Source organism: Rubrobacter aplysinae (assembly GCF_001029505.1).
GTDB lineage: Bacteria > Actinomycetota > Rubrobacteria > Rubrobacterales > Rubrobacteraceae > Rubrobacter_A > Rubrobacter_A aplysinae.
In genome coordinates this window covers 325,774-340,901 of record NZ_LEKH01000002.1, presented here as the reverse complement: position 1 = coordinate 340,901, position 15,128 = coordinate 325,774, and the positions used below count along the sequence as shown (strand labels likewise).

Annotated in this window: 16 protein-coding genes; 11 read left to right on the top strand and 5 right to left on the bottom strand. The window is 65.7% G+C overall.

Annotated features, from left to right (window positions below; all coding sequences use genetic code 11):
• The first annotated feature begins 12 nt into the window (after positions 1-12).
• The 4 genes from ABD53_RS03965 to ABD53_RS03950 all read left to right on the top strand — a co-directional run bounded on the left by ABD53_RS03965 (position 13) and on the right by ABD53_RS03950 (position 2,821).
• Positions 13-516: a GNAT family N-acetyltransferase gene (locus tag ABD53_RS03965; RefSeq protein ID WP_047864409.1), complete on the top strand. Its 504-nt coding sequence runs from the start codon at positions 13-15 to the stop codon at positions 514-516.
• Between the two features lie 114 nt (positions 517-630).
• Positions 631-2,262 carry an ATP-binding protein gene (locus ABD53_RS15675; protein WP_053057649.1) on the top strand — a complete coding sequence of 544 codons (1,632 nt, stop codon included), beginning with the start codon at positions 631-633 and terminating at the stop codon, positions 2,260-2,262.
• 76 nt (positions 2,263-2,338) lie between these two features.
• Positions 2,339-2,554, top strand: coding sequence for a DUF2795 domain-containing protein (locus ABD53_RS03955; protein ID WP_047864408.1), 216 nt, complete (start codon positions 2,339-2,341; stop codon positions 2,552-2,554).
• Positions 2,555-2,632: 78 nt separating this feature from the next.
• Positions 2,633-2,821, top strand: a complete 189-nt coding sequence (locus ABD53_RS03950) for a hypothetical protein (RefSeq protein WP_047864407.1) — start codon at positions 2,633-2,635, stop codon at positions 2,819-2,821.
• Between the two features lie 336 nt (positions 2,822-3,157).
• On the opposite strand, the gene ABD53_RS03945 is transcribed toward ABD53_RS03950, so the two are convergent.
• The 4 genes from ABD53_RS03945 to ABD53_RS03925 all read right to left on the bottom strand — a co-directional run bounded on the left by ABD53_RS03945 (position 3,158) and on the right by ABD53_RS03925 (position 6,298).
• On the bottom strand, positions 3,158-4,375 hold the full coding sequence (locus ABD53_RS03945) for a DUF4352 domain-containing protein (protein WP_160309619.1): 1,218 nt from the start codon (positions 4,373-4,375) through the stop codon (positions 3,158-3,160).
• Positions 4,376-4,823: 448 nt separating this feature from the next.
• The gene (locus ABD53_RS03935) at positions 4,824-5,309 is read right to left on the bottom strand and encodes a DUF4188 domain-containing protein (protein WP_047864404.1); all 486 of its coding nucleotides are present in this window, start codon (positions 5,307-5,309) and stop codon (positions 4,824-4,826) included.
• A gap of 127 nt (positions 5,310-5,436) precedes the next feature.
• Positions 5,437-5,709, bottom strand: coding sequence for a hypothetical protein (locus tag ABD53_RS17410; protein WP_200900269.1), 273 nt, complete (start codon positions 5,707-5,709; stop codon positions 5,437-5,439).
• A 157-nt stretch (positions 5,710-5,866) separates the two neighbouring features.
• The gene (locus tag ABD53_RS03925) at positions 5,867-6,298 is read right to left on the bottom strand and encodes a hypothetical protein (RefSeq protein WP_047864403.1); all 432 of its coding nucleotides are present in this window, start codon (positions 6,296-6,298) and stop codon (positions 5,867-5,869) included.
• A 235-nt stretch (positions 6,299-6,533) separates the two neighbouring features.
• Between ABD53_RS03925 and ABD53_RS03920 the strand changes: the two genes are divergently transcribed.
• The 5 genes from ABD53_RS03920 to ABD53_RS15670 all read left to right on the top strand — a co-directional run bounded on the left by ABD53_RS03920 (position 6,534) and on the right by ABD53_RS15670 (position 10,696).
• Positions 6,534-7,100, top strand: coding sequence for a PadR family transcriptional regulator (locus ABD53_RS03920; protein WP_047864402.1), 567 nt, complete (start codon positions 6,534-6,536; stop codon positions 7,098-7,100).
• A 112-nt stretch (positions 7,101-7,212) separates the two neighbouring features.
• Entirely contained in the window at positions 7,213-8,415 is a 1,203-nt protein-coding gene (locus ABD53_RS03915; RefSeq protein WP_047864401.1) for a GNAT family N-acetyltransferase, read from the top strand.
• A 139-nt stretch (positions 8,416-8,554) separates the two neighbouring features.
• A complete protein-coding gene (locus tag ABD53_RS03910; RefSeq protein ID WP_047864400.1) occupies positions 8,555-9,568 on the top strand; it encodes a TIGR03557 family F420-dependent LLM class oxidoreductase in 1,014 nt (337 codons plus the stop codon).
• A 20-nt stretch (positions 9,569-9,588) separates the two neighbouring features.
• Positions 9,589-9,942, top strand: a complete 354-nt coding sequence (locus ABD53_RS03905) for a DoxX family protein (RefSeq protein WP_047864399.1) — start codon at positions 9,589-9,591, stop codon at positions 9,940-9,942.
• Between the two features lie 190 nt (positions 9,943-10,132).
• Entirely contained in the window at positions 10,133-10,696 is a 564-nt protein-coding gene (locus tag ABD53_RS15670; RefSeq protein ID WP_053057648.1) for a class E sortase, read from the top strand.
• A gap of 111 nt (positions 10,697-10,807) precedes the next feature.
• On the opposite strand, the gene ABD53_RS03895 is transcribed toward ABD53_RS15670, so the two are convergent.
• On the bottom strand, positions 10,808-12,388 hold the full coding sequence (locus ABD53_RS03895; protein ID WP_047864398.1) for an amidohydrolase: 1,581 nt from the start codon (positions 12,386-12,388) through the stop codon (positions 10,808-10,810).
• Positions 12,389-12,601: 213 nt separating this feature from the next.
• On the opposite strand from ABD53_RS03895, the gene ABD53_RS03890 reads away from it, so the two are divergent.
• Together ABD53_RS03890 and ABD53_RS03885 are read left to right on the top strand one after the other, a co-directional pair.
• On the top strand, positions 12,602-14,317 hold the full coding sequence (locus tag ABD53_RS03890) for an ABC transporter ATP-binding protein (RefSeq protein ID WP_047864397.1): 1,716 nt from the start codon (positions 12,602-12,604) through the stop codon (positions 14,315-14,317).
• A complete protein-coding gene (locus tag ABD53_RS03885) occupies positions 14,317-15,096 on the top strand; it encodes an energy-coupling factor transporter transmembrane component T family protein (protein WP_047864396.1) in 780 nt (259 codons plus the stop codon). The genes ABD53_RS03890 and ABD53_RS03885 overlap by 1 nt, the downstream gene beginning before the upstream one ends.
• The last annotated feature ends 32 nt before the right edge of the window (positions 15,097-15,128 follow it).

Genomic DNA, 15,128 nt, shown 5'->3' with positions numbered 1-15,128 from the left:
TAGTCGGAGGGGGTGGGCGGCGTGCTGATAGGCACCTTCGACACCGGGGCGCACTACTCGTATCTCGTGCGCCGGCACGGTCCCGGTCTCGCCCTGAGCACCCTGCGCCGGTCCGTCGGGAGGCCCGGCCTGGCGTTAGAGCTGTTGCGGACGCGGCTGCTGCGCTACCTGCGGGGGATTTTGCGCTCCCTGGGCTACGCGGCGGGCGGGAAGCAGGACGCCGCCGTGCGAGACGGGGAGCGAGTCGGGTTTCTGGCCTACGTGGCGGTGGATCACGGGCTGCGGGGACGGGGCGTCGGGGGCCGGCTCTTCGAGACCTACGAGGAGCTGGCGCGCAAGGCCGGGCTCGACAGGCTAGAGCTGGTCACGCTACCCGACGAGCGTGGGGCCGCCCCGTTCTTCGAGAGCATGGGCTGGGAGAGGAAGGGTGAGATCACGAGCCGCAGCGGCGAGCGTTACGCTTTCTTTAGCCGGGATCTTAGCCGGGATCTCGGCGGAGAAAAGGAAGTTTCCTAGAGTCCCGTAAAGGCTGTTGGCCACGGACGACGGTGGCGCGAGCCGTGGTTTAGAATCAGGCGCTATGGTGAGGATGCCCGACGCGACGATTCTAAAGGCTCTAAAGAGTCTAAAGTGCCCAACCGGCCTGACGATCCCGGCGGGTGGGCCGTGAAGGTCGAGGTCACGTTCCCGATCCGGACCGAAGGCCCCACTAGGCGGGCCGCCTCTCTGGCGGCCGCAGATCCCAGCTACCGCTCCTACGCGCCGGACGTTTCGGAGTCTCCGAACTCTCCGAACGGCTCCGGCCTGCCGGAGGCTGCGGTCGAGATCGGTCTTCCCGAAGGCTGGGGCGAGCTGGACCAGCTCATGGAGCTGCTGCGGGGCGAGGCTGCCGGGTACGCCGTGGACGGCGAGGAGGTGCCGGTCGAAGAGCTGCGCGAGGGGCTGCGGTGCTTCTTCAGAAAGCAGCGCGCCGGCCTGCCCGAGGAGGAGTGGTGTACTCCGCCCGGTCTGGCCGGGCGTCAGATGTTCGGCTGCAAGCAGATCCACGTCTACGACAACGAGCACGCCACGAAGAACTCCTGGTACACCTTTGGAGAGATGGGAGCGGACGGCGTCTTCCGGGTTGACCGCGAGAGGATAACCGACCGCGTCCTCACCGACCTCGGGCCCTGCGCCCACTGCCCGATACTCGACCTCGACGCCGTGGCCGAGACCATCGCTCGGCTGCCGGAGACCATAGATCCGAACCGCGACGAGGGCTGGCGCTACCGGGGCGGGGGGGACGTCTCCGGCTGGTCGGTCGCCAAAGATACCAAGGATACCAGGGGCACCAGGGAGAACAGTGCCCCCGAGCCCCGGAGGGACGGCGCGGGCGGCGAGAGCTTGGTGGAGCGTTTCGCCCGGAACCTGCGGGGAGCGCCCGCCGCGGCCCCGGGAGGGGGCGCCGGGACCCGAAACGTGCCCGACACCCGCTACGAGGACGTCGGCGGCATGGACGAGGCGATAACCCTGATCCGGGAGGCCGTGGAGCTCCCGGTCACGAACCCGGCGCTTTTCGAGAGGCTCGGCATAAAGCCCCACCGGGGCGTCCTGCTGCACGGACCGCCGGGCACCGGCAAGACGCTCCTGGCCCGCGCCGTGGCCCGCGAGACCGGGGCGCACTTCATAGCCGTTTCGGGGCCGGAGATCCTGAACAAGTACTGGGGCCAGAGCGAGGCCCGCCTGCGAAACATCTTCGCCGAGGCCAAGAACCGCTCCCCGGCGATCATCCTCTTCGATGAGCTCGACTCCTTCGCCTCGGCCCGCGACTCTGCCAGCGAGAGCTTCGAGGCCACCCTCGTCTCCCAGCTACTCTCCCTGATGGACGGCCTCTCGGAACTGGGCCGGGTCTGCGTCGTGGCGACGACCAACCGGCCGTCGTCCGTGGACCCGGCGCTCCGGCGTCCGGGACGCTTCGACCACGAGGTGCGCGTCGGGCTGCCGGACGAGGCCGGCCGGACGAACATCCTGCGCATCCACTCCCGCCGCATGCCGCTCGCCCCCGGCATGAACCTTGAAGATGTGGCCCGTTCCATCGGCGGCTACTCCGGGGCGGACATAGAGGCGCTGTGCCGGGAGGCCGCGATGGCCTGCCTGCGGCGCTCGGTGGATCTCAAGGACGTCTCGCGTCCGGTCTCCGCGGCCGACGTGGACGGCCTTACCGTCACCGAGTACGACTTCCGCAACGCCATGAAGCGTATAGTCCCCACGGCCCGCCGCTAGTATCGGACGCGGGCTGTTAGAGTAGGGGTAAGGTGCAGATAGTGCCATCTGTAAAGCCAGAGATAGGAGCCGCAACGTGGATTTCATTCGCAAATACCTGCCGGGCGGGCTGGAGAAGTACATCGAGGGCATAGAGTTCCCCATAGGCAAAGAGGACGCCCTGAACAAGCTGCAGGAGAACGGCGCGCCAGGGATGGTGATAAGCCAGCTGCAGCAGCGCCTTCCGGAGGGCGAGTACGGGAGCCCGCAGGAGGTGGTGGACGCCCTGAAGAATCAGGGGAGCCAGGGATAGCGCCGGCCTCGTATCGGCCCCGCACACGTCCTATAATGTGGGGTGGGTAGAGGGAGCGAACACGGAGGATAGACTGCAATGATCGAGGAGATCAGGATCGGGGACTGGATCAGCTGGCCCGGGGTGCTGGGCAAGGACCAGGGCAAGGTAATCTCCACCGACGGAGAGAGCTACCACGTCCAGACCCAAAAAGGCGATAACCCGCGCTACACGACCATCCCCAAGAGCAAGGGCGTAAAAAAGATAGAGCCCCCCAGAGGATGGTAGAGGTAGCCGCTCTCAGGCTGCCTCCGCGGGCCCAGAAAACCTCTAACCTTCGAGGTACTGCCGGATGGTCTCACCGTATCCGGTAACGAAAACGTGTCGCCTCGGAGCGGAAGCGCGAGGACTGTTAGATGTAGGCGTGGGCAGACAGGATCCTCTGCAAGGTTCTCAATGAAGGCTACGAGCGCCAGGTCAAGGAGACGGTGAGAGCTTTGGAAGATGGACCTAAACGTTTCTATAGAAGTAACTAGGGTAGTTTTCAGTAGGCAGAGAGTTCTGGTCGCCGCTAGCTGCTTTTCTGACTGCTCTTGGTCGCCTTAAACAGCCGCCTTTAGCTATTTAGCTACTGTTGGCTCGGACGAACTCCTCGAAGGTCGCATCCGGCATGTACAGCGGCATCCCGCCTTCGGGGTACTGCACGACCCACATGCCGTCCTCGTAGACGAAGGTCGTCTCGCGGATCTCGCTGTAGCCGGTGGCGTCTATCGTTAGCTCTCGTTCTACGTTTGCTATGGGCTGCTCCGAAGAAAGCGTGCTCTCGTCGAGGTCCACACTCACGAGTTCGGTAGTGGTGGAGTTCGTGTCCTCGAACCACCCATTTCTCCTGGCCCACTCCTCTTCGGTAAAGGCGGACTGGGTGCGAGAGTCGCGGTGGGCGTAGGTGTAGCTCCAGTCACCGGCGTTCACGGCCTCGTAGTAGCCCTCGACCGCTAACCGAACATCCTCTTCTATCTCCGTTGGGGAGCCGGTGAGCGGGGCGCTATCCTCCCCGGAGGAGTCCGAAGCTTGTTGGGATTCCTGGGACTCCAAATCTATGCGGGCGGTATCGTTACCTAGGAACCCCGAACTCACCTCTAGCTCGAAGTCACCGGCTCCGGGCGGTATCTCGTAGATGGTCTGTACGTCCCGGCTAAGGCCCGGGTTCACCCGATCGACCATGTACAGCGCCGTCTCGTCGGGCAGGTAAAAGGCGGCGTCTGAGTCGGTCTCGTAGCGGTTGCCTTCACCGTCGTAGAGGTACAGCCCCAAGTCGGAGACCGTTACGGGTTCGCTAGAGTTGTTGGTAAAGGTAAAGGAGAGCACCATGAAGTTGCCTGTGAGCGGCTCGTCAAGGCCGTAAGGGTCCTCCAGGCGGCTGACACGCTCGGCGTCCGTAACGGTGTAGCTCACCTCGCCGACGCTCACCTCGTCGCCGATAGTTGCGAGCTGCTGGTCCTGTTGAGATTGCTCCGGCGCCTGTTGGCTCTCTTGTTGGTCGGAGTTCGCGTCCGAGCTTCCATTACCATCATTACCTTCGTTGGAGCTGTTAGAGGGTTCGGAGCCTTGGGTCTGCTCTTGTGGCTGGTCGGGGTCTTCGGAAGGTTGCTGGGTTTGCTGGGTCTCACCGGCTGCGTTGTCCTCTTCGACTGCGTTGTCTTCCGGGCTCGCGGCCTGTTCGCCACAACCCGCAAGGAGCCCTAGAGAACATACTAAGAGGATAATCAAAGCCGCCCGGCGGTAGCTAGAGGGGAGTGTGGAGGTGAGGCTCACAAAGCTCGTAAGGTTCGTAGGCTTCATAGGTTCGCAAGTCTCCAAAGCTAGTGGTTTCTCCAGTTTCTCAAGGTCTGGTAACTCCATTGATTCTAACGATCCTCTAAACTCCCAGGGTTATCCTACATCGCTACGCATTGAGCGACCGTCTGGATTACGCTCTCCACTGCAGATTCGAGACAGGTGCAGTAACCGGCGTTTCTGACGGGAGCGAAGCTCTGCCATCAGTCCGCACTAAGTTTGGACCCAAAGGGAGCATCGGCAGTACGCTAGTGGACGGTGTTCAGGCACCAACCGTTCAATTCGGCTACGTGGTAAGACTAGATGACGGGAGCAAAACCTCGGTCGGCAAGTACACCGTCACGAAACCGACCCATCCGAGACCCGGAGCTAGTATCACCCGCTCTCGGCTCGCTACGTTCCTACTAGCTCCACGCTCGCCTCGCCCTCTGGCGTGAGCACGATGCGGAAGGCTCTACGTCTGCCGCTCTCTTAGCAGACGGCGGCGGGCGGTCTCCCGGCCTCCGACCGCCGGAACATGCTCCGTAGCCTTTGCCAGCCCGAACTCCGGCATGTTTGCGTAGATGGCCTCGTAATGTCCCGGCTCGATTAGGTAGGTCTCGTGCCAGATGCCCACGCTCCCGCTCTGCCGGGCTTCCCTGTTGAAGCGCTGCCACGCGGGCATGTGCGGGTCTTCGGGGCTACGGGCGAAGTGTTCCAGATCCTCAAAAGAGCGCCAGTACTGGACCAACATTACCTCGCGCCAGCCAAGGTAGGTCTGTGCATGGAGGAAGCCCTTCTCGGGATGCCGGTAGAGCTCTCGCAGCATCGGACCCATGGCGCTGGCCGTGGGCACCCACTTGCGGAAGTCGCGGAACCGGTTTATCCGCAGACCTATAATGAAGACCACGAACGGCTCGTCGGTCCTGGCGGTGAAGCGTCCCGGCATTACTCGGGCCATGATGCGTACACGCTCCTCTCCTGTTTTCCGCGTTCAATGGGGCCAGGGCCTTCGTAAATCGGAACCCGCCTCCCGATAACGAACACCACGAACGAGTCCTCTACCTCCGCGCTAAACCTGCCGTTCATTACTCTTGGCATTCGTCACCACCCCGGTAGTTTCGGATCAGGCCCACACCGAGCACGAGCAGCCCCACGGTGAGTGAGGCCGCGCCGGCGTAGGCGAGGTTTATCAGGGCGTTCGGCTCGGTGGCCTCTGGCGAGAGCACAGAGAGAAAGAAGGCGGCGGGCAGCAGGATCGCGGCCGCCGGGATGGCGTGCCGCGCCACGTTTCTCAGCCACCCGGGCAGCTCCGCCTCGTCCGCGTAGCGCAGCGTAACGAGCGAGAGCACCAGCAGCACCCCGGCGTGGGCGTGTCCCGCGTGCCACAGGTCCTGGCGCAGGGGATTGTTCGTGTACTCCGGTCTCCGACGAGCATCGTCAGGATGCTCGCTCCCCCGAATACCACCGTTGGCAGGACTACAAGCAGGATGCCCGCCGTTAGCCGCGAGTGCGGGCTCACGGTCCGACCTCCCCGCCCGCCAGAGGCTGTATCCGGCGCGTCTCCGGCTCCCAGAGCGCGTAGAAGATAGCTCCTCCGCGGGCCCTGACCTCCAGGTGTCCGTCGCTGGCGAGCCCGCCGAGCCTCTCGTCGGCCTCCGCGACCGAGAGCGAGGTCTCCGCCGCCGCGAGGCCGCTCGTCAGCTCTCCGTGCCGCCGCAGGGCGGTGAGCAGTTCCCGCTCCACGTCTCTCTCCGGAACCCGGCGCGGCCTCTCTTTAACCGCGCTTGCCAGACCCTGCCGCAGCGTCCCGAGCGCCGGGAAGGCTACCCAGAAGTACGTGGTGAAGATCCACCACAGCTGCGGCACGAAGACGACGAGAAACACTCCCGAGAGGACGACCGGGACCAACACGGAGAGAGCGGACGCTATCCGCGCCCCGGGGCTCATCTTATCCTCGGCAGGATGCGGCGAGCCGCTCGCCCCGCTCGACCCACTGGAGCCACTCCGAAACCCCTTATCCCTCCGGCTCTGCGACAGCCTGGACCCACACACGCTCGTCCTCCTTTCAAGTCTGCCCCTCACAACAAATATGTAAATAACGACATATAGAACCGTACCTGGACCGTGCTAATATGTCAATAGTGTCATATAAAAATTCGGGAAAGTTTTTAGAGGGGAGATCTTGAGAGGATCGAAGGTCTCGACGCTCGGGTATGCGCTCCTGGGGCTGTTGGCGCGGGAGGCGTTGACGGGTTATGAGTTGACGGGTCGGGTGCGGGAGAGGATCGGGTTTTTCTGGGGGGCGGGGCACAGTCAGATCTACCCGGAACTCGCAAAGCTCGAAGGTGCGGGGCTGGTGACTTACGAGCCGGTTGCGCAGGAGGGCAAGCCGGACAAGAAGATTTACTCGATCACGGACGCCGGTCAAGCCGCGCTCGCGGGGTGGGCCGTGACCCCGGTGGAGCCCGGTCCCACCCGGGACGAGCTGACCCTGAAGGCGTACTCGGCGTGGGCGGCGGACTCTGTGAAGGCCGCGGAGCTGTTCCGCGGCGAGGAGCGTCGGCACCGCGAACGGCTCGCCGAGTACGAGCGGCTACAGGCCTGGATGCACGAGGAGTGGGCCGAGGCGCTGTGGGACCCAGGGACCCCCGAGTTCGCGACCTACGCCACCCTCCGGCGCGGCCTCGGCTACGAGCGGGAGTACGCGGAGTGGTGTGGATGGCTCGCCGGCAGCCTGGAGCAGCGGTAGACGGGTAGATAGGTAGATACCAGGTAGATACCGGGATACGGGCCGTGAGCCCCGCCAGAGGCTAGAATTTCGGCGGCGGCTGTAACGACTGTAAGAGGCGGAGGGAGGCCGGATGAGGATACGCGGTTACGAGAAGGACGACCAGGCCGCTCTGGGGCGTGTGATCTCGCTCGCCTTCGGTGGCACGGACGCCGGGGGCGAGCGTTACCTCGACCCCGGCCACAACCGCCGCCTCGACCCGGACCTGGTCTACGTCGCCGAGGAGGACGGCGCGCCGAGGGCAACCGCGGCTGAGTTGCCCATGCAGGTCCATCTCGACGGCCGCGCCGTCCCGATGGGAGGCGTGTCGGGGGTGGCGACCCATCCGGCGTACCGCAGGAGGCGGCTCGCCAGGAGTCTGCTGGAGAGGGTGCTCTACGGTATGCGCGAGCGGGGGGTGCACATCTCCATGCTCGCGCCCTTCTCCCACTCCTTCTACCGGGCCAGCGGCTACGAGCTGGCCGGAGAGGCCATAGCCTACGACCTCTCACCGGCGGACCTGCCGACGAGCCCGGAGCAGTCGCACGTGCGGGCCCACCGCGAAGCGGACCTTCCCGCGATGAAGCACATGCTCGAAATGGAGGCCGCCTCGCACCGGCTCTGCATCCGGCGCGGCGAGAGCCGGTGGCACGAGATCCTGGAAAATCCTGCTCCCGTGGACGAAGATGACGAGGCAAAAGAGAGTGCCGTGTACGAGCGCGACGGTGCGGTGGAGGGGTACCTGCTCTACCGCCACCGCAAGCGCGCGGACAGCGGAGAGCGCACCCGGATACTGGAGATCCCCGAGCTAGTCGCCGGTACGCAACGGGCGCGAGAGGCGCTGATCTCTTTCATGGCCGCCTACGACCCGCTCGAATGGCGCGTCAGGTATCAGACTCCACCCGGCGAGCCGCTCCACCCCTTCCTCCAGAGCTCCTACGTCCGGGCCACCATAGAGCCCGAGAAGATGCTCCGGCTCGTGGACGTGGAGGGCGCGCTATCGTATCTCTCGCGCCCGGTGCCCGAGCCGCTCGTCCTTGAGGTCACCGACGACGCCATACCGGAGAACGCCGGGGCTTATACCGTGGGAGAAGGCAACGTGCTCCGCGGAGCCGCCGCCCCCGAGCGCGTCGCGCTGGACGTGCGCCAGCTCGCCCAGCTCTACGCCGGATACCTCTCCGCCCAGCAGCTACACCGGCGCGGCCTTGTAACGCCCGGCTCCGGCCATGCGCTTGATTTGCTCGACGCCATCTTCCCTCCCGCCGACCCGTGGGTGTTCCCGCTGGATCGCTTCTAGACCATTCCGGGGCATTTTGGGGTCTGATGTAAGAGGGCGCATTCGCCGCCAGCCTCGGGAGAATATAATCTGGCGATAGTTTGGTGGAACGGGTTATTAGAGTGGGCGCCTGGAGCGGGTGCTAGAGACGGGAGGCGCGATGGAGAGGGCCAGACACACCGGCACGGTCGGCTACGCTGCGATGTTCGAGCAGTTTCATCCGACGGAGCTGCTGGAGTACTGCAAGCAGGCCGAGGAGGCCGGTTTCGGCTCGGTGATGGCCTCCGATCACTTCCATCCCTGGACCCCGGATCAGGGCCAGAGCGCGTTCGTGTGGTCCTGGCTCGGCGCTCTCGGGGCGCAGACGAACCTCCGCTTCGGCACCGGCGTCACGCCGCCGGGGTTCAGATACCACCCGGCGATCATCGCCCAGGGCGCGGCGACGCTAGAGGCGATGTATCCGGGCAGGTTCTGGCTCGGTCTCGGCGCGGGCGAGGCGCTGAACGAGCACGTCGTAGGAAGCTACTGGCCCGAGGCCCCCACGAGGCTCCGCATCCTGATGGAGTCCATCGAGGTCATCCAGAAGCTCTTTAGCGGCAAGGTCGTGAAGTACGCAGGAGATCACATAACCCTGGAGAGCGCGAAGCTCTACACCATGCCCGACACGCCGCCTCCGGTGTACGTGGCGACCGCCGGTCCCTTGATGAGCAAGCGCACCGGCAGGATGTGCGACGGCATCATCACCGTCGGCGCGGCCGAGGAGAAGATAAAGGGCCTGATGCAGAAGTTCGAGGAGGGCGCGCGCGAGCAGGACAAGGACCCGGAGACGATGCCGCGCATGATCCAGCTCCACCTCTCCTACGCCGACTCACAGCAGGAAGCCGAGGAGCAGGCGGTCAAGGAGTGGCCCAACGGCGGCATGGCCTTCCCCAAGGGTGACATCCGGAACCCCGAGGACTTCGCCGCGATGGCTAACCTCGTCAGCGCCGAGAACTTCAAGAACCGCGTGCTAATGAGCGCCGACCTCGACGAGCACCTCGATCACCTCCAGCACTACGTCGACCTCGGGTTCGACGAGATCTATGTCCACAACGTCGGTAAGAACCAGGAGCAGTTCATCCGGGACTTCGGCGAGCGTGTGATCCCCAAGCTGAACTGGCCGGACCGGACTTAGCTCTCGTGGTGGGACGAGGCATGGGGCCGGGGGCCAGGCTCGTCGCGGCATCATTCGTGGCGAGCGGCGTATTGCACCTCGTGAGGCCCCGCACCTTCACGGGGATCGTGCCCCGCTCGCTGCCCGCGCCCCGTGCGCTGGTCTACGCCAGCGGGGTGGCGGAGCTGGTGTGCGCCGCCGGACTGTTTCGCCGCGACTCCCTGGCCCCGCTCGCGAGCGCCGCTCTGCTGCTCGCGGTGTGGCCGGTGAACGTGCGCATGGCGCTCGACGCCAGCGCCGGTGGAGTGGAGCCCTGGAAGGCTGCCGTCGCCTGGGCCCGGGTACCCCTGCAACTACCGCTCATCCTGGCCGTGCTGCGGGAGCGCGATAGTTGAGGCTCGGACGTCCGTCTTGCCTTTAGGTCATCCACGCTGTGGGAGAGTATTTTCGGGAAGTATGTTGTTTTCTTCCCGTTTTGTAACCACTTTGTGACCTTTCGCCGGTAGTATATCTCTGGCGCGGTCTTCTCCGCGCGGCCCGGTGCGGTCCACGCGGCGGAGTCAGGATCAAGCGGGAGGACGCGGAATGCGGGTATACAGGAGGAAGCGCAGCTCCGGGGTATTCAGCCTGCTGGTAATGGTCGCCGGGCTCGCCGTCATGGGGTACGCGCTGTTTGGGCAGGGGCCGTCCTCGGCCGGCGACGCCCGGGCATCCGACGCGCCCCTGAATCAGACCATGAGCCTGACCGTGCCGGAGATGTCGCGGGTCTCCGACATACCGGTCTACACCGGCCCGGCGGACGCTCCGGAGCTCGACGAGGGCGCTCTGCACCTGCAGGGCACGGGATTCCCGTGGCAGGGCGGGGCGAACACGTACATCGCCGGTCACCGTCTCGGATACCCGAACACCGGCAGCTTCCTCGTGTTCCGGGATCTGGACAGGCTCCAGAACGGCGACGAGGTGATCCTGACCGACTCGAACGGGACTACATACACCTACAGCGTATTCCGCGAGTTCGTGGTCGGCCCGAACGAGCAGCGGGTCACCCAGCCCGTGCCGGGCAGGACAGTCGTCTCTTTGCAGACCTGCACCCTGCCGAACTTTACCGACCGGCTCATCGTGCAGGCCGAGCTGGTCTCCGTTAGCTAGCCCAATCAATAGCCCCGCCAATCTGGACTCGTAGAGGTGGCTGAAAGTCGCTGGACCCTCCTGGGCTCCCCAGAGGCGTCCGGGTCCCGGCTCGGGGGCAGTCGGGTCGAGCTACCGGCTCCCCTGGCGAGAGTAGACGATCTCACCGTCCAACACGGTGAGGTCCACGCCAACCTGCGTTAGCCCGTCCGGCTCCACCGAGTTCAGATCCTCGCCGAGCACCGCCACGTCGCCAAGCTTGCCGGGCGTCAGGCTACCCTTGACGCCTTCCTCGAAAGAGGCGTAGGCCCCGGATAGGGTGTAGGCCCGGATAGCCTCTTCGAGGCTGATGGCCTCTCTGTCGGGGCGGGAGATCATGGTTTGTATCCCCGCTAGAGGATCGGGGGTGACCACGGGGGCGTCGCTGGAGGCGGCGGCTACTATCTCCCGGTCGGCGAAGGAGCGCATCGCGTTCGCGTACCGCAGCCTCTCCCGGCCAAGGCTCTGCTCGTACATCGGGAGAAACTCCCGCAGAAACGTCGTGCCGGGCACGGGTAACGCCCCGAGGCCGGAGATTCTGTCGAACACCGCACTATCGCCAACGAACTCACAGTGCTCTATGCGGGGCCGGGCGTCTGGACGGGGATGCTCCGAGAATATCCCCTCGTAGACGTCGAGCAGGAGGTCTATCGCGGCGTCGCCGATTGCGTGGGCGCAGAGCTGCCAGCCGGCCTCGTGGGCGCGCTTCAGGGTGTCGCGCATTTCCTCCGGCTCCCGCATCCAGAGGCCGCGGTTCTCCTCTTCTCCGAGATAAGGCTCGCGCATCCGGGCGGTGCCGCCGCCAACGGAGCCGTCCAGGAAGATCTTGGCCGGGCCGATCTTCAGCATCTCGTCTCCGAATCCGGTGCGGACGCCCGCCGGGGCGAAGTGGTCCAGGGCATGATCCGCGATCACCATCAGGTAGGCCCGCAGGGAGCCGCCCGTCTCCCGGAAACGCTGGTAGGCTTGCAGCTCCTCCGAGCGGCGGATGCCGGCCTCGGCGACGCTGGTTACGCCGAGGGAGTTGTAGATGCCGCCGGCCCGCTTGAGCGCCGCCGCAAGCTCTTCCACACTTGGCTCCGGCAGGGCGCTTTCCACGAGTCCGACCGCCGACTCGCGCAAGACCCCGGTCGGCTCGCCCCGGTGGTCGCGGTCTATGCGGCCTCCGGCCGGGTCCGGGGTCCGGGCGGTGATGCCCGCGAGGAGGAGCGCCCGGCCGTTCGCGACGGCGACGTGGTGGCAGGCGCGGGTCAATAGGATGGGATGCTTCTCCGAGGCACGGTCGAGGTCGTGGCGGGTGGGGTGGCGGCGCTCGGCGAGCCGGGTGTCGTCGTAGCCCCGGGCCGGCACCCAGCGTCCCGGCTCCGTGGCGGCGGCCCGCTCCCGCAGCCTCTCGACCAGCGTAGTGAGATCCGGCGCACTCGCGGGACTCGCGTCAACCTCCGAGGCGGCGAGCCCGACCTGCATCGGGTGGCAGTGGGCGTCGTTGAAGCCGGGGACGGCGGTGCGGCCTCTCAGGTCCACGACCTCGGCGTTTTCGCGATGGGCTAGCGCCTCGTCGTCCCGGCCCACCGCCACGATCCTGCCGCCCCGGATCGCGACCGCCGCCGCGCGCGGCCTGTTGGCGTTGGCCGTGATCACGCTTCCGTTTATCAGCACGACGCTTCCCGGCATCCCGTCTCCACTCTGGCCACTCTGGCTTCCGGCTCAGGAGACCCAGGATAGCAACTTCCTCCCTGATTGGGCCGCGGGGATTGAGTTATCCGGCATGTAGCTGCAGAATGCACGAGAAGACAGCGGTGAAGATGTTGACGGTGGCGATGGCGGCGAGATTCGAGCGAGGAGACCTGACTTTATCTTGGACGAAGAGATAGCCGGAGTGGGGGGATCGGGATAGCCGCGCCGGTTATCAGCATCCGGGGCCTGGGCTTCCGCTACCGGGGCGGCAAGGAGGCGGCGCTCCGGGGCGTGAACCTCGCGCTCGAAGAGGGTGAGTTCGTGGTCGTAATGGGGCCATCCGGCGCGGGCAAGAGCACCCTGTGCACCACCCTGAACGGCCTCATCCCACACTTCACGCGGGGCGCGATGGAGGGTGAGGTCGAGGTCCGAGGCCGTCCGACACACGAGGGCCGGGTCGGGGAGTTCGCCGGCGAGGTCGGGCTCGTGTTCCAGGACTTCGAGGCCCAGCTCTTCTCCACCAACGTCGAGCTCGAGGTCGCCTTCGGCCCGGAGAACTTCGCCGTGGAGCGCGAGGAGATGCAGCGGCGGGTGAAGGAGTCCCTCGGGCGGGTGCGGCTGACGGGCTTCGAGGAGCGCCAGCCGGCCACGCTCTCCGGCGGCCAGAAGCAGCGGCTCGCGATCGCGTCGGTCCTCAGCATGCAGCCGCGCATCCTATGCCTGGACGAGCCGACCACCGACCTAGACCCGGTAGGCAAGCTCGGGGTGTTCAGGATCGCGGCCGAGCTGCGGGAGATCGAGGACGTCACCCTCGTCGTGGTCGAGCACGAGACCGAGGAGACGCTCGGCGCCGACCGCATAGTCCTGCTGGAGAACGGCGGCATAGTCTGCGACCGGCCGACCGGCGAGGTGCTGCGCGACGTAGAGCTCATGCGGAAAACGGGGGTGATGCCGCTGCAAGTCCCGGACCTCTTTGCCGAGCTCGGGGTGGAAAAGGAAGACCGACCCCTCACTCCGGAGGAAGGATTGGCGGAGTTCCGGCGGCGGGGGCTTTCGGTGAGCCAGGAGGCCCACCGCGGTCTCGTCGAGTCCGACGAGCGCCGGGAGGAGGGCTACGGCGAGCCGGTCGTCGAGGTGTCGGGGCTTTCGCACCGCTACCCGAACGGCCTCACGGCGCTCGAAGGCGTGGACCTCACGGTGCGCCGGGGCGAGTTCCTGGCGGTCCTGGGCCAGAACGGCTCCGGGAAAACCACGCTCGTAAAGCACTTCAACGGGCTCCTCGCACCGACTGAGGGCACGGTGAGCGTCGGCGGCGAGGAGACTGGGCGGCAGGGGCTGCAGAGGCTGGGGCAGACGGTCGGCTACGTGTTCCAGAACCCGGATCACCAGATCTTCTCCGACACCGTCCGCGACGAGGTCGCCTTCGGGCCCAGGATCCGGGACCTATCCGACGAGGAGGTCGCCGAGAGGGTGCGGGAGGCGCTCGAGGCGGTCGGGCTCTCGGGCTACGAGGAGGAGGACCCCTTCGGGCTCACCAAGGGCGAGCGCCAGCGGGTCGCGGTGGCGAGCGTGCTGGCGGTCAGGCCGGAGGTCCTAATACTGGACGAGCCCACCACCGGACTCGATCACGCCGAGCAACGCTCCATGATGGGGCTCGTAAGGAGCCTGAACGAGCGTGGCTCGACCATAATCATAGTGACCCACACCATGTGGGTCGTCGCCGAGTACGCCCACCGGGTCGCCGTGGTAAAGGATGGGCGGGTCGCGATGTCCGGCAACGTGCGAGAGGTGTTCGCCCGTGAGGAGGAGCTACTGGACGCCGCCCTGCGCCCGCCGCATGTCGTCACCATGAGCAACGCTCTCGGGCACACCGCGCTCTCCGTGCGGGAGATGGCCTCTATGGTGTCTACCGGAGAGGACGGGTAGTGGACCCGTTTCTGTACCTGGACCGGGACACGCCGGTACACCGGCTGGACCCACGCACCAAGATGTTTATTCTCGCCGGGGCGTTCGTGCTGGCGTTTTTGTTCGTGAACCCGCTGTATCAGGCGGTGATACTGGCCGGGGTGCTCGTCTACGGGTACGTCGCCCGGTCGCTGGTGAACCTGAAGCGCATCCGGTTCATACTCGTGATGATCGCGCTGGTTACCGTGGTGTTGTGGACGCTGTTTGGCAGCGGTGAGACGCCGCTATTTCTGTTCGTGGAGTGGGAGTCGCTGCTGTACGGCATCGGCACCGCCATGCGCATAGACCTCACGATTATCGCGGGCATGATCTTCCTCTCCACCACCCGAAACGAGGAGATGGCGACCGGCCTCGTGCGTCTGGGCATCCCGTACCGTTTCGCATTCGCCGTCTCCACGGCGCTCCGGCTGGTCCCGACCATAGCCGCTACCGCCTCCACCATCGTGCAGGCCCAGCGTTCGCGCGGCCTGGACCTGGAGTCCGGGAGCTTCATCCAACGGGTGCGCAAGTACGTGCCGCTGCTGGTCCCCGTCTTCGTCTCCACCATTCGCTCGACCAACACGTTCTCGATGGCGCTGGAGTCCAAGGGCTTCGGGGCGAGCTCGTCCCGGACCTACTTCCTGCGCATCGCCGTGCTGCGGCGGGACGTGCTGGTGATGGTGGCTGGGGCGATTCTGGTGGTGGCGGCGGTCGCGCTGAGGCTCGCCGGGTTCGGCGGCATCGAGGGCTTCAGCCGGTGAGCGCCGGTGGAGCGGTTGGAATGTTAGATGAC

What these genes read in the sequence shown, in the direction of transcription:
- ABD53_RS03925 (WP_047864403.1), bottom strand. Translation starts at nt 6,298, where the DNA reads ATGAGCCCCGGGGCGCGGATAGCGTCCGCTCTCTCCGTGTTGGTCCCG.
- ABD53_RS03910 (WP_047864400.1), top strand. Translation starts at nt 8,555, where the DNA reads ATGGAGAGGGCCAGACACACCGGCACGGTCGGCTACGCTGCGATGTTC.
- ABD53_RS03915 (WP_047864401.1), top strand. Translation starts at nt 7,213, where the DNA reads ATGAGGATACGCGGTTACGAGAAGGACGACCAGGCCGCTCTGGGGCGT.
- ABD53_RS03895 (WP_047864398.1), bottom strand. Translation starts at nt 12,388, where the DNA reads ATGCCGGGAAGCGTCGTGCTGATAAACGGAAGCGTGATCACGGCCAAC.
- ABD53_RS03950 (WP_047864407.1), top strand. Translation starts at nt 2,633, where the DNA reads ATGATCGAGGAGATCAGGATCGGGGACTGGATCAGCTGGCCCGGGGTG.
- ABD53_RS03905 (WP_047864399.1), top strand. Translation starts at nt 9,589, where the DNA reads ATGGGGCCGGGGGCCAGGCTCGTCGCGGCATCATTCGTGGCGAGCGGC.
- ABD53_RS03935 (WP_047864404.1), bottom strand. Translation starts at nt 5,309, where the DNA reads ATGGCCCGAGTAATGCCGGGACGCTTCACCGCCAGGACCGACGAGCCG.
- ABD53_RS03945 (WP_160309619.1), bottom strand. Translation starts at nt 4,375, where the DNA reads ATGAAGCCTACGAACCTTACGAGCTTTGTGAGCCTCACCTCCACACTC.
- ABD53_RS15670 (WP_053057648.1), top strand. Translation starts at nt 10,133, where the DNA reads ATGCGGGTATACAGGAGGAAGCGCAGCTCCGGGGTATTCAGCCTGCTG.